Consider the following 13226-nt stretch of genomic DNA (forward strand, 5'->3'; position numbering starts at 1 on the left):
AAGTATATTTTATAATCATGCGCCCATAGCTCAGTCGGATAGAGCGGTGGTTTCCGGTACCACGTCTGCCGGGGGTTCGAATCCCTCTGGGCGCGTTAAAAATCCCTAACTTACATCGTTGTGAGTTAGGGATTTTTTTATTCATAATTGTATTGTTTGTCCCGTAAATACCAGATTGGTAAGGGTTATGAATCAGTGTATGCCGTTGAACCAGCTTGCGCTTTATTCATTTTAAATAATGATAAATTCATTATATATTGCAAAGTAAAGGCTGCAAGTATAATGAAGATCGGGAAGAAGAAATAGCGATAACGAATTTGAACTTCAGTCACTAAGTAAATGAGAAAAGCACCGATAATCAGAATTTGAAAATACTTCATGTTTAAATTTTTAAATGGAGAACTGAAAAGAAAAATAAAGACAGAACCCATGCTCAGCAACATAATCGATACATAGTGTATAAAGTCTAGTTTTATAAATGAAACATCGTTGATAGTATTTCTGGCGATATCATTTATAGGGATATATGCATAAGAATCTGTTGGACTACCCCACATAATAATATTTTTTTTGTTCATAAGAGGGATAAGGTCGGTTAAATTTTCGGTTCTTTCTTTAATTAATTGTTTTTGAATTCGATTATGTTCCTCTATATCAAAATCGACAATACTTTGTCTTAATTTAGCGAAGTCCTCTAAGGAATATTGGCCGTTAGATTCTTTATTCAAGCCTATAACAAATTTCCAGCCAGAATCCGCATTGGTTATTGGGTTATGTGAAATATTAAGCATTACAGGAATATAGGCTAAAGTATATAAGATAACTAAGTATGTAGAAATAAATGTTATAGAAGAAATGAAATTCCTTTTTAAAATATTGCTGTGAAAGAATAAAAGGAAAAGCCCGGCAGCTATTAAAAATAGGATCCCAATAGGATAAATAATATTTCCTAAAGCGAATAGCAGACCACCAAAAACCATATTTATGTAATTTTTATTTTCATCGCGTGCTAATAGGTGATACGTTCCCCAAGAAAACAACATCATAGAAAGATGCTGATTTGTGAGCACAGGGACTAGTAAAAATAAGTTAATAGATGTTACGTATAAAATGAAACCAAATCGCCCGAAGGTTTCATTGTTTAATCGGTGTTTAGCTATGTAAAAAATAGCTAAACCTGTTAGCAATGTATACACAATATTCAAGAACTGTAAGGCAAAGTAACTATGTGAGGTTAATGTAAGAACAAGTGCCTCGTAAATTGTAAAGCCCAACTGAGTAGTATTCCAAAAGAAGTACTGATTATCCTTAATGGCTTTCATGTTGCCAGCGGCTAATTCTTTAGCTCCATCCAACATGTACTGAAAATCAGAAATTGGAGACGAAGGGACTAATTTAATAATTATGATAGATATCAGTAGATAAACGATGCTTATCGTATAGACGTATTTTTTTGTGCTTATATTTCTTGTTAAGAAAACGAGGGCATATATGAAAATGATGAAAGTACATATCCAAAAGATGATAAAAGGACTAAATGCCAAATCTTGTTGTTGAAAGATACTCCAACACATGATTAGCAGAATGATACATGATGCCAGGTTAACTCCTAATGAAGGTATACTTCGAAGTGTTTTTTGCATGATTCATCTCCCGTTCTAATTGTTGTATATAATGGAAAATTTTACGTTATAAATTTAGTTCTTTCAATATTTATAGTTAAAGATTTGTTGTTTTCTATGAAATTTTATTGTTTTATACACGAGAAGATAGAGTTTTATTCTATCTTCTTTTTTATTTCCCTATTGTTATATCTAGTGATAAGATTTACTATTAGTATGTGGTTCTAATTTTTGCGCACTATTATTTTCTTTCAATATTATTCAAATTTCGGTTGTAAGTTGTAAATCTCATTAATACATATAAATTAATAATATTTTGGAATGGGTGTCTGCGATAGGATTCTCCTTTTACCAAACTTATTGTACAATAGAAACAAGGGGGAGATTAGTTTGAAGGCAAGTCTTTTACAAGAACAAAGCTTACGTTTGGCAATGACACAAGAGTTAAGGCAAGCGATTACAATGCTTCAGTATAATGTACAAGAATTATCGGAGTTTTTGTATGAGCAATCGTTAGAGAATCCCCTTATTGAGTTAGGTGGTTTTGAGAGGGAGAAGAAGAAGAGCTCTAACAAAAGTAAAAGTACCAGCAAACAAGTCGAGAATCAGATGGAAATCTACAGTGTGGATTCCATGACGATTCAGCAACATTTATTAAATCAAATACAGTATTATAAAATAGAAGAAGAAGAGCGAAAAGTAGCTTCTTTCATTATTATGAACATGGATGGAAATGGGTATTTACAAGAAACGAATGAAGAGTTAGCAGATCTCCTTTCTGCACCGCTTCATGTAGTCGATCGCTCTGTAGAGATTGTCCAATCACTTGAGCCGGCAGGGGTAGGAGCACGTAATATTCAGGAATGTCTAATTTTACAATTGAAGCGCTTACAAAGAAGGGATGGATTAGCGGAAGATATTGTAGAGGAGCACTTTGCTTATTTCGTGAAGAAGGATTGGCGAAAGCTCGTTCATGTGCTGAAGTGTAGTAATGAAGAATTACAATCGGCGGTGAACTGTATTACATCATTGCAGCCGAAACCAGGCCTTGCGTATTCTTCGGATAAACCACTGTATATTGTGCCTGACATGGCAGTGAAAAAAGAAGGCGATCGCCTCGTTTTACAGATGAATGAGAGAAATATGCCGAGAATTGAAATTCACTCTGAGTACAGTGCACTTCTTAATAATAGTGAAAGTGAAGTAGCATCTTACGTTTCAGAAAAGTATCAGCATGTGCAATGGATTATGCGCAGTTTGAAACAGAGAAAACAAACACTTCTGCAAGTGATGACGATTATTATGGAAAAACAACGTGATTTCTTTTTGGAAGGTCCAGCGTATTTGAAGCCACTCGCTTTAAAAGAGGTGGCGGAAGAGCTAAGTGTGCATGAGTCTACGATTAGTCGTGCAACAAGAAATAAGTATGTGCAAACACCACACGGTTTATTTGAGATGAAATCGTTCTTTAGTAATGCAGTTTCGACGACAGAGGATGAGGCAGTTTCAACGAAGCGAGTGAAACAGTTTATTCAAACGCTTGTGGAAGCAGAGAACAAGAAAAAGCCACTCTCAGATCAAAAGATTTCAAAATTATTAGAAGAAGAGCATGAAATTGTTATTTCTCGAAGAACAGTGGCGAAGTATAGAGAACAAATGCATATCCCAGCTTCATCATTAAGAAAAACGATCGGATAGGTGAAGAAGATGAAAGTTGTACTATATACAAAAGTAGATTGTGGTCTTTGCGTGCAGGCGAAACAAGTTTTACAAGAAGTACAATGTGAATATTCTTTTCAAATCGAGGAAATAGATATATATGAAGATAATGACCTTTTAGAAAAATATCATTTAATGATTCCGGTTGTAGAAATAGGCGGAAAACAAGTAGAATATGGTAACATTCACAAAGGTGTCATAATAAACTATATAAAGAATGCAGTTAAGAGTTGAATAAGTTTCTATCTCCTGTTACAATAATACACGTAGCAGGGATTATTTTTTTAACCTATGTGGGACACAAAATGTCACTACGGGACGTAAAGTGACCACAAGGGAAAAATGAACCAATGTAGTGAGGAGAAAAGATATGCGCTCATGGATTCAGAACACAAAAAAATTATTACCTGATCTGCTACCTGTTATGCAAACGAGAATGCAAATTCTTCAATACATTAGGCTCATGCAGCCGATTGGAAGAAGAAACTTATCAGCAAGTCTCGGTATGACAGAACGAGTATTGCGAAGTGAAGTTCAAGTTTTGAAAGAACAAAACTTAGTTCACGTCGCTTCTTCTGGAATGACTTTGACAGAAGAAGGAACAGCTTTAGTTCTTGCTTTGGAAGACTTTATGAAAGAAATTTCCGGGTTAAAGGTTTTAGAAAAGCAACTTAAGGAAACATTAGACTTGGATGAAGTTTTCGTTGTCCCTGGTGATAGTGATGAGTCGCCGTGGGTCAAACTGGAGATGGGCCGTGCTTGTGTGACTTGTATAAAAGACCGTCTGACAGCGAATAATATCGTTGCTGTGGCTGGAGGAACTACGCTAGCTGCTGCTGCGGACATGATGCAACTTGATTGCAAAGATTTACATATGCTATTTGTCCCAGCACGTGGTGGAATTGGAGAAGGTGTTGAATTAGAAGCCAATACCATTTGTGCCAAGATGGCGCAAAATACGATGAGTAATTATCGCTTATTGTATGTTCCAGACCATGTTAGTAGCGAAGCATATGCGTCTATTGTGACAGAGCCCTCCGTGAAAGAAGTTCTTGAGTTGATTCGATCTTCCAATATCGTCATTCATGGAATCGGTGATGCGTTAACAATGGCACGTCGCAGAAGTACTTCGGAAGCAGATTGGTTAAAGATTCAAGCAAACGAAGCAGTTGGCGAAGCTTTCGGTTACTACTTTAATGAACAAGGAAATGTTGTTCATAAAGTAAGAACAGTTGGTATGCAACTTGAAGATTTACAAAATGTATCTCACGTTGTTGCAGTCGCTGGAGGTTCTTCAAAGGCAAAGGCAATACAGGCTGTAATAAAGCAAGGGCACACTTCAATTCTAATTACAGATGAAGGTGCAGCAAAACAATTAACAAAGGGTATTACCCTTTAATATAATCCCCCAAGGAGGAAATTCAAATGACTAAAATTGGTATTAATGGATTTGGACGTATCGGACGTAACGTATTCCGCGCAGCTCTTAACAACTCTGAGGTAGAAGTAGTAGCAATCAACGACTTAACAGATGCTAAAACATTAGCTCACCTTTTAAAATATGACACAGTTCACGGAACTTTAAATGCAGAAGTATCTGCTAACGAAAACAGCATCGTTGTTAACGGTAAAGAAATTAAAGTTATCGCTGAGCGTGACCCAGCTCAATTACCATGGAGCGACTACGGAGTAGAAGTAGTAGTAGAATCTACTGGCCGTTTCACTAAAAAATCAGACGCTGAGAAACACTTAGGTGGATCAGTTAAGAAAGTTATCATCTCAGCTCCAGCTTCTGACGAAGATATCACTGTAGTTATGGGTGTTAACCACGAACAATACGATGCAGCTAACCACAATGTAGTATCTAACGCTTCTTGTACTACAAACTGTCTAGCTCCATTCGCTAAAGTATTAAACGAAAAATTCGGCGTAAAACGCGGAATGATGACAACAATTCACTCTTACACTAACGACCAACAAATCTTAGACTTACCACACAAAGATTTACGTCGTGCTCGTGCAGCAGCTGAAAACATGATCCCAACATCTACTGGTGCTGCTAAAGCTGTAGCATTAGTATTACCAGAACTTAAAGGTAAATTAAACGGTGGCGCTGTACGTGTTCCAACTGCTAACGTTTCTCTTGTTGACTTAGTTGTTGAACTTGACAAAGAAGTAACAGTTGAAGATGTAAACGCAGCATTCAAAGCAGCAGCTGAAGGCGAATTAAAAGGTATCCTTGGATACAGCGAAGAGCCATTAGTATCTATCGACTATAACGGATGTACAGCTTCTTCTACAATCGATGCATTATCTACAATGGTAATGGAAGGTAACATGGTTAAAGTACTTTCTTGGTACGATAACGAAACTGGCTACTCTAACCGCGTAGTAGACCTAGCTGCATACATGACTTCTAAAGGTCTTTAATTCTTAAGTATATAAGCAATCAATGACAAAACGAGGGAGAGGGTTTGTTCCCTCTCTCTCTTCTTTCGTTTTAGAAGCAAATGTGTTAAGCTTTTGAATGGGTTTTGTCAATCCTAACTAGTAGTCGGAGGGAAATCCAATGAACAAAAAATCAATTCGTGACGTAGATTTAAAAGGTAAGCGTGTATTTTGCCGCGTTGATTTCAACGTACCTATGAAAGAAGGCAAAATTACAGATGAAACTCGTATCCGTGCAGCTCTTCCTACAATTCAATATTTAGTAGAGCAAGGTGCGAAAGTTATTTTAGCAAGCCACTTAGGCCGTCCAAAAGGTCAAGCAGTAGAAGAATTACGTCTTACTCCAGTAGCAGCACGTTTAGGTGAGCTTCTTGGTAAAGATGTTAAAAAAGCAGACGAAGCATTCGGACCAGTTGCACAAGAAATGGTTGCAGCAATGAACGAAGGCGACGTATTAGTTCTTGAAAACGTACGTTTCTATGCGGGCGAAGAAAAGAACGATGCAGAACTTGCGAAAGAATTTGCAGCTCTTGCTGACATCTTCGTAAACGATGCATTCGGTGCAGCTCACCGTGCTCACGCTTCTACAGCAGGAATCGCAGACTACCTACCAGCAGTATCTGGTTTATTAATGGAAAAAGAGTTAGATGTACTTGGTAAAGCACTTTCTAACCCAGAACGTCCATTCACAGCTATCATTGGTGGTGCGAAAGTAAAAGATAAAATCGGTGTAATTCGTCATCTATTAGACAAAGTAGATAACTTAATCATCGGTGGCGGACTTGCTTACACATTCGTTAAAGCTTTAGGTCATGAAATTGGTCTATCTCTATGTGAAGACGACAAGATCGAACTAGCTAAAGAATTTATGCAACTTGCAAAAGAAAAAGGCGTAAACTTCTACATGCCAGTTGATGTTGTAATCACAGAGGAATTCTCTGAAACTGCAACAACTCAAATCGTTGGTATCGACTCTATTCCTTCTACATGGGAAGGCGTGGACATCGGTCCTAAAACACGTGAAATTTATGCAGATGTAATTAAAAACTCTAAGCTTGTTGTATGGAATGGACCAATGGGTGTATTCGAAATGACTCCATTCGCAGAAGGTACAAAAGCAGTAGGACAAGCATTAGCAGATGCAGAAGATACATACTCTGTTATCGGCGGTGGTGACTCTGCAGCAGCTGTTGAAAAATTCGGTATGGCTGATAAAATGAGCCACATTTCTACTGGCGGCGGTGCGTCATTAGAATTCATGGAAGGTAAAGAGCTTCCAGGTGTAGTTTGTCTTAACGACAAATAAGTAGCAGCCAAAGAAAAAGGACGGTGCAAAGCATGCGTAAACCAATTATCGCAGGTAACTGGAAAATGAATAAAACTCTATCTGAAGCAGTTAGCTTCGTAGAGGAAGTTAAAGGTCAAATCCCAGCAGCTTCAGCTGTTGATGCAGTAGTTTGCTCTCCAGCTCTATTCTTAGAGCGCTTAGTAGCAGCAACTGAAGGAACTGACTTACAAGTAGGTGCACAAAACATGCACTTCGAAAAAAATGGTGCATTCACTGGCGAAATTAGCCCAGTAGCACTTAGCGACTTAAAAGTAGGCTACGTAGTACTTGGCCACTCTGAGCGTCGTGAAATGTTTGCTGAAACAGACGAATCAGTAAACAAAAAGACTCTTGCAGCATTTGAACATGGTTTAACACCAATCGTATGTTGTGGTGAGACTTTAGAAGAGCGCGAAAGCGGAAAAACATTTGATCTAGTAGCAGGTCAAGTGACAAAAGCACTTGCAGGTTTAACAGAAGAGCAAGTTAAAGCAACTGTTATCGCTTATGAGCCAATCTGGGCTATCGGTACAGGTAAATCATCTTCTTCTGCAGATGCAAACGAAGTATGTGCGCACATCCGTAAAGTTGTTGCAGAAGCTGTTTCTCCAGAAGCTGCAGAAGCTGTTCGTATTCAATACGGCGGTAGCGTAAAACCAGAAAACATTAAAGAGTATATGGCACAATCTGACATCGACGGCGCTTTAGTTGGCGGTGCTAGCTTAGAGCCTGCTTCGTTCTTAGGTCTTCTGGGGGCGGTAAAATGAGAAAGCCAACAGCTTTAATCATTCTTGACGGTTTCGGACTTCGTGAAGAAACTCATGGGAATGCTGTAGCACAAGCTAAGAAACCTAATTTTGATGGTTACTGGAACAAATTCCCTCATACAACGCTTACAGCTTGTGGTGAGGAAGTAGGTCTTCCAGAAGGTCAAATGGGTAACTCTGAGGTTGGTCACTTAAATATCGGTGCTGGCCGCATCGTATACCAAAGCTTAACACGCGTAAACGTTGCAATTCGTGAAGGTGAGTTCGATCAGAACGAAACATTCCAAAATGCAATTAAAAGCGTGAAAGAAAAAGGTACTGCTCTTCATTTATTCGGTTTACTTTCTGATGGTGGTGTGCACAGTCACATGAACCATATGTTTGCTCTTCTTCGCTTAGCAGCAAAAGAAGGCGTGGAGAAAGTTTATATCCATGCGTTCTTAGATGGCCGCGATGTTGGACCACAAACAGCAAAAGGTTATATCGATGCAACAAATGAAGTAATTAAAGAAACAGGTGTAGGACAATTCGCGACTATCTCTGGTCGTTATTACTCCATGGACCGTGACAAGCGTTGGGATCGCGTAGAAAAATGTTACAGTGCTATGGTGAATGGTGAAGGCCCTACTTATAAATCAGCAGAAGAGTGTGTAGAAGACTCTTATGCGAACGGTATCTATGATGAATTCGTATTGCCGTCTGTAATTGTTAACGAAGATAACACGCCAGTTGCAACAATCAATGATAATGATGCAGTTATTTTCTATAACTTCCGTCCAGACCGTGCAATTCAAATTGCTCGTGTATTTACAAACGAAGACTTCCGTGAGTTCGATCGTGGTGAAAAAGTACCTCACATTCCTGAATTCGTTTGTATGACACACTTCAGTGAAACTGTAGATGGTTACGTGGCATTTAAGCCAATGAACCTTGATAACACTTTAGGTGAAGTTGTTGCGCAAGCGGGATTAAAGCAACTTCGCATCGCGGAAACTGAAAAGTATCCGCACGTTACATTCTTCTTTAGCGGTGGTCGTGAGGCTGAATTCCCAGGAGAAGAGCGTATCTTAATTAACTCACCAAAGGTTGCAACGTATGATTTGAAACCTGAAATGAGCATTTACGAAGTAACGGACGCTTTAGTAAATGAAATCGAAAATGATAAACATGATGTTATCATTCTTAACTTTGCGAACTGTGATATGGTTGGCCATTCTGGGATGATGGAACCAACAATTAAAGCAGTAGAAGCAACTGACGAATGTTTAGGAAAAGTTGTAGAAGCGATTCTTGCAAAAGATGGTGTAGCACTTATTACTGCTGACCATGGTAATGCTGATCAGGAGTTAACTGCTGATGGCGGGCCTATGACAGCTCATACAACTAACCCGGTTCCTTTCATCGTTACAAAAAATGATGTAGAGCTTCGTGAAGGTGGTATTTTAGGAGATATCGCCCCAACAATGCTTACACTTTTAAATGTGGAACAACCGAAAGAAATGACAGGTAAAACAATTATTAAATAATTTGCTTATATAAAAAGGAGAGAATTTATTATGTCAACAATTATTGATGTTTATGCTCGCGAAGTCCTTGACTCTCGTGGTAACCCAACTGTAGAAGTAGAAGTTTACACAGAAAGCGGCGCTTTCGGACGCGCTATCGTACCAAGTGGTGCATCTACTGGTGAGCACGAAGCAGTAGAATTACGTGACGGTGACAAATCTCGTTACCTTGGTAAAGGTGTTATTAACGCAGTAAACAACGTTAACGAAATTATCGCTCCAGAAATCGCTGGTTTCGATGTAACTGACCAAGCTGGTATCGACCGTGCTATGATCGAATTAGATGGCACTCCAAACAAAGGTAAACTAGGCGCTAACGCTATCCTTGGTGTATCTATGGCAGTAGCTCATGCAGCAGCTGATTTCGTAGGTCTTCCATTATACCGTTACCTTGGTGGATTCAATGCAAAACAATTACCAACTCCAATGATGAACATCATCAACGGTGGTTCTCACGCTGATAACAACGTAGACTTCCAAGAGTTCATGATCTTACCAGTTGGCGCTCCAACATTCAAAGAATCAATCCGTATGGGTGCTGAAGTATTCCATGCACTTAAAGCTGTATTACATGACAAAGGTCTTAACACTGCAGTAGGTGACGAAGGTGGATTCGCTCCAAACCTTGGTTCTAACCGTGAAGCTCTAGAAGTAATCATCGAAGCTATCGAAAAAGCTGGTTACAAAGCTGGCGAGAACGTATTCTTAGGAATGGACGTTGCTTCTTCTGAGTTCTACAACAAAGAAACTGGTAAATATGACCTTGCAGGCGAAGGCCGTACTGGCTTAACTTCTGCAGAAATGGTTGATTTCTATGAAGAGCTTTGCAAAGACTTCCCAATCATCTCTATTGAAGATGGTTTAGACGAAAACGACTGGGATGGTCACAAATTATTAACTGAGCGTATCGGTGATAAAGTACAATTAGTTGGTGACGATTTATTCGTAACTAACACTCAAAAACTTGCTGAAGGTATCGAAAAAGGTATCTCTAACTCAATCTTAATTAAAGTTAACCAAATCGGTACTTTAACTGAGACTTTCGAAGCTATCGAAATGGCTAAACGTGCTGGTTACACAGCAGTTGTATCTCACCGTTCTGGTGAAACTGAAGATGCTACAATCGCTGACATCGCAGTTGCAACTAACGCTGGCCAAATCAAAACTGGTTCTATGAGCCGTACTGACCGTATTGCTAAGTACAACCAATTATTACGCATCGAAGACGAACTAGGCGAAATCGCTGTTTACGATGGTGTAAAATCTTTCTATAACATCAAACGATAATTGTAGAAAATAACGACAGACCGTGAGAAATCACGGTCTGTTTTTTTATGCTAAAATTGTTCACCTGTCATAAGTGACATGAAATGTTTGAAGAAGCGATTATAATCAAAATCAATTGCTATTTGATGACTCGGCCAATCAATAAATGGCTTAGATTCTCCTAAAGAGCGAAATTCTCCAATGCTTGCCCCCTGTGCATAAGATTCTGTCATGACAACGATAGGTGATTTGTGATATGTAAACATAGCGTTATCAAGTAAAGCGAGTATTGGCATTGTGTCATGGAAGGGGCTGCCCTTTAAATGTGGTAGGGCGTCTTTATAATATCCGTAGTAATAGTGATCGAATAACGGTTTGACAAGTGGAGCTTTTCCTTTTGCCTCGATGTATTCGGCCATTTCTGGTGTAATGATGGAGTATTGGGTGACGTTTAATGGGTATATGTACATGTTAGCTGCGGATTGAAGGACTATATTAGCGGCAGTAGGATCGCCATAAAAGTTTGCTTCGGAAATAGGGGTAACATTACCAGGATGGAGAAAAGCACCGCCCATTACGTAGAAAGATTTAATTTGCTCCATTAATTGTTTACATACGATAAATAAAATTGCTAGGGAGGTAAGTCTTCCTAAACTTACAATGATTAATTCATCTTTATACTGTTCAATAAGAGGAATAACTTCAAAAAAATTCTCCATTTCTTCGTTAGTCACATTCTCCTTTGGAATAATTGGGCCGAGTCCCTGTTTCCCGTGTACATCTGTAAAAAAAGCAGGAGGGGCACCAGTAATTGGCCGTTCTGATCCACCAAAGATTTTGATATTTCTACCCTCTACTTCGTTTGTAAGAAAATGAGCATTTTCTACGGCCATTTTTTTTGGAACATTGCCGTAATCAGCAACGATACCGACTATTTCTATTTCATCGATAAAGAATGCTAAGAGGAGAGCCATCGTATCATCGATTCCAGGATCGCAAAAAATAAGAACTTTTTTGGGCATATGTTCACCACCTATCTTGTTTATCCCGTACAAACTTGCTTGGTGAGGGCTAATAATCAATAGGGATGAGGACACCCTCATTGATTAAAGTTTCACTTTATATATATGTAAGTTTAAGGATAAAAAGATTATTTTATTGAAATAATAGTATCGTAAATTCAGAAAATAAAAACTTTTTATATTAGGTCAATGTTTTTGACGTAATTTTTGTTTGGAAATGCAGTCATATCAAGGTTGTAAGCGTATAACATAGGCTGTTTTTGCTGTCAAGTTGATAAATTGCAGCTTTTTACAATTTATACTATGATAAAGATATTAACAGAAGATCGTATAAACATGAGGGATGATGAACATGAAATTTACAAAGATCCTTGTCCAAATTGCTGCTCTTTATGTGTTTTATATGGTTGGAACTTGGGTGCAAGAAATGTTGAATATTCCAATTCCAGGAAGCTTGATTGGGATGTTTCTTTTACTTGTTTTACTTAGCCTAAAAGTACTTCCAGTGAAATGGTTTGATTTAGGAGCGGAAACACTCGTCGCTATTATGCCGTTTTTATTAATTCCGCCAACGCTTGGCTTAATGAATTACGGTGCTTTTTTTATGAGTAAAGGAATTTCTCTTTTCATTACAGTTGTAGCGAGTACGTTTTTAATTATCATTGTCGCAGGACATACAGGGCAATATCTTGCGAATAGAAAGGAAAGAGAGTCGTGATGAGTCAAATATTAATCGGAATCGGTTGGGTTCTTTTTACGGTGCTATTATATCAATTATCTAAAAAAATCTATCAATTATTTCCAACACCATTTACTATTCCAATGCTTGTAGCGACAGGATTAATGGCTTTCTTATTTATTGTGCTTGATATACCATATCAACATTATATGGAAAGCGGTGGTGGCTGGATTGCGAAGTTACTTGGACCAGGTGTTGTAGCATTTGCAATCCCGCTTTACAAACAACGTCATGTGCTGCAAAAATATGTTGTACCGATTGCGGGCGGAGTATTAGTAGGTACAACAGTTGCGATTGCGAGTGATTTTGCTATTGCCTCACTTATGGGAACAGATAAAAGTTTAATTTTATCTTCATTACCAAAATCAGTGACAATGCCGGTTGCGATGAGCGTTTCTGAACAAGTTGGTGGTGTTCCATCCTTAACAGCGGCATTCGTAGTTATCGCAGGTATTACTGGAACGATTACAGGTCCAATTTTATTAAAATGGAGCCGCGTTACAAACTCGGTTGGTAAAGGTATCGGATTTGGATGTGCTTCTCATATTATGGGTGTTATGAGAGCGATGAAAAATAACGAACATGAAGGTGTTATTGGATCGGTAACAATGACATTAACAGCAATTTTGACATGTTTGCTCGGACCGTTATTTGCAATGATGTTTATGTAATAGAAGAAAAGCGAGAGCGACTCTATAGCTCTCGCTTTTCTATAGGATTTATGCTACAGTTAAAATAACTGAATCTTTGT

At 38.4% G+C, this 13226-nt stretch carries 12 protein-coding genes and 1 tRNA gene; 11 read left to right on the plus strand and 2 right to left on the minus strand.

Translation table 11 applies throughout. The annotated features are described in order from the left end of the window. The first annotated feature begins 19 nt into the window (after window positions 1–19). A tRNA-Arg gene (locus tag JDS95_RS17030) sits at window positions 20–95 on the plus strand. A gap of 90 nt (window positions 96–185) precedes the next feature. On the opposite strand, the gene JDS95_RS17035 is transcribed toward JDS95_RS17030, so the two are convergent. Continuing rightward, window positions 186–1643: a glycosyltransferase family 39 protein gene (locus JDS95_RS17035; protein WP_001173019.1), complete on the minus strand. Its 1458-nt coding sequence runs from the start codon at window positions 1641–1643 to the stop codon at window positions 186–188. 369 nt (window positions 1644–2012) lie between these two features. On the opposite strand from JDS95_RS17035, the gene rpoN reads away from it, so the two are divergent. The 8 genes from rpoN to eno all read left to right on the plus strand — a co-directional run bounded on the left by rpoN (window position 2013) and on the right by eno (window position 10735). Beyond that, window positions 2013–3320: an RNA polymerase factor sigma-54 gene (rpoN, locus tag JDS95_RS17040; protein ID WP_000647944.1), complete on the plus strand. Its 1308-nt coding sequence runs from the start codon at window positions 2013–2015 to the stop codon at window positions 3318–3320. Between the two features lie 9 nt (window positions 3321–3329). Further along, window positions 3330–3575, plus strand: a complete 246-nt coding sequence (locus JDS95_RS17045; protein WP_000869744.1) for a glutaredoxin family protein — start codon at window positions 3330–3332, stop codon at window positions 3573–3575. A 136-nt stretch (window positions 3576–3711) separates the two neighbouring features. After that, window positions 3712–4740, plus strand: a complete 1029-nt coding sequence (cggR, locus tag JDS95_RS17050) for a gapA transcriptional regulator CggR (RefSeq protein WP_001258184.1) — start codon at window positions 3712–3714, stop codon at window positions 4738–4740. A 26-nt stretch (window positions 4741–4766) separates the two neighbouring features. Beyond that, a complete protein-coding gene (gene gap / locus JDS95_RS17055; protein WP_000161234.1) occupies window positions 4767–5771 on the plus strand; it encodes a type I glyceraldehyde-3-phosphate dehydrogenase in 1005 nt (334 codons plus the stop codon). A 139-nt stretch (window positions 5772–5910) separates the two neighbouring features. Next, a complete protein-coding gene (locus tag JDS95_RS17060) occupies window positions 5911–7095 on the plus strand; it encodes a phosphoglycerate kinase (RefSeq protein WP_001036333.1) in 1185 nt (394 codons plus the stop codon). Between the two features lie 32 nt (window positions 7096–7127). Further along, window positions 7128–7883, plus strand: coding sequence for a triose-phosphate isomerase (gene tpiA / locus JDS95_RS17065; RefSeq protein WP_001231042.1), 756 nt, complete (start codon window positions 7128–7130; stop codon window positions 7881–7883). Beyond that, on the plus strand, window positions 7880–9409 hold the full coding sequence (gene gpmI / locus JDS95_RS17070; protein WP_001231146.1) for a 2,3-bisphosphoglycerate-independent phosphoglycerate mutase: 1530 nt from the start codon (window positions 7880–7882) through the stop codon (window positions 9407–9409). The genes tpiA and gpmI overlap by 4 nt, the downstream gene beginning before the upstream one ends. Window positions 9410–9439: 30 nt before the next feature. After that, on the plus strand, window positions 9440–10735 hold the full coding sequence (gene eno / locus JDS95_RS17075; protein ID WP_000103946.1) for a phosphopyruvate hydratase: 1296 nt from the start codon (window positions 9440–9442) through the stop codon (window positions 10733–10735). Window positions 10736–10785: 50 nt separating this feature from the next. Here the strand turns inward: eno and JDS95_RS17080 are convergent, their stop codons facing one another. Beyond that, window positions 10786–11736, minus strand: a complete 951-nt coding sequence (locus tag JDS95_RS17080) for a nucleoside hydrolase (RefSeq protein WP_016107231.1) — start codon at window positions 11734–11736, stop codon at window positions 10786–10788. Between the two features lie 352 nt (window positions 11737–12088). Here JDS95_RS17080 and JDS95_RS17085 point away from each other — a divergent pair, with 352 nt between their 5' ends. Both JDS95_RS17085 and JDS95_RS17090 read left to right on the plus strand, forming a co-directional pair. After that, complete coding sequence (locus JDS95_RS17085) at window positions 12089–12454, plus strand: CidA/LrgA family holin-like protein (protein ID WP_000673221.1); 366 nt, start codon at window positions 12089–12091, stop codon at window positions 12452–12454. Then, the gene (locus tag JDS95_RS17090; protein ID WP_000078307.1) at window positions 12454–13146 is read left to right on the plus strand and encodes an LrgB family protein; all 693 of its coding nucleotides are present in this window, start codon (window positions 12454–12456) and stop codon (window positions 13144–13146) included. The genes JDS95_RS17085 and JDS95_RS17090 overlap by 1 nt, the downstream gene beginning before the upstream one ends. Window positions 13147–13226 lie beyond the last annotated feature (80 nt).

Source organism: Bacillus cereus group sp. N24 (assembly GCF_016483345.1).
Classification (GTDB): domain Bacteria; phylum Bacillota; class Bacilli; order Bacillales; family Bacillaceae_G; genus Bacillus_A; species Bacillus_A toyonensis.

Excerpts from the sequence above, each read along its gene's own strand:
- JDS95_RS17060 (WP_001036333.1), top strand. The coding sequence starts at position 5,911 with ATGAACAAAAAATCAATTCGTGACGTAGATTTAAAAGGTAAGCGTGTA.
- JDS95_RS17080 (WP_016107231.1), bottom strand. The coding sequence starts at position 11,736 with ATGCCCAAAAAAGTTCTTATTTTTTGCGATCCTGGAATCGATGATACG.
- JDS95_RS17035 (WP_001173019.1), bottom strand. The coding sequence starts at position 1,643 with ATGCAAAAAACACTTCGAAGTATACCTTCATTAGGAGTTAACCTGGCA.
- cggR (WP_001258184.1), top strand. The coding sequence starts at position 3,712 with ATGCGCTCATGGATTCAGAACACAAAAAAATTATTACCTGATCTGCTA.
- gap (WP_000161234.1), top strand. The coding sequence starts at position 4,767 with ATGACTAAAATTGGTATTAATGGATTTGGACGTATCGGACGTAACGTA.
- JDS95_RS17090 (WP_000078307.1), top strand. The coding sequence starts at position 12,454 with ATGAGTCAAATATTAATCGGAATCGGTTGGGTTCTTTTTACGGTGCTA.
- gpmI (WP_001231146.1), top strand. The coding sequence starts at position 7,880 with ATGAGAAAGCCAACAGCTTTAATCATTCTTGACGGTTTCGGACTTCGT.
- eno (WP_000103946.1), top strand. The coding sequence starts at position 9,440 with ATGTCAACAATTATTGATGTTTATGCTCGCGAAGTCCTTGACTCTCGT.
- JDS95_RS17085 (WP_000673221.1), top strand. The coding sequence starts at position 12,089 with ATGAAATTTACAAAGATCCTTGTCCAAATTGCTGCTCTTTATGTGTTT.
- JDS95_RS17045 (WP_000869744.1), top strand. The coding sequence starts at position 3,330 with ATGAAAGTTGTACTATATACAAAAGTAGATTGTGGTCTTTGCGTGCAG.
- tpiA (WP_001231042.1), top strand. The coding sequence starts at position 7,128 with ATGCGTAAACCAATTATCGCAGGTAACTGGAAAATGAATAAAACTCTA.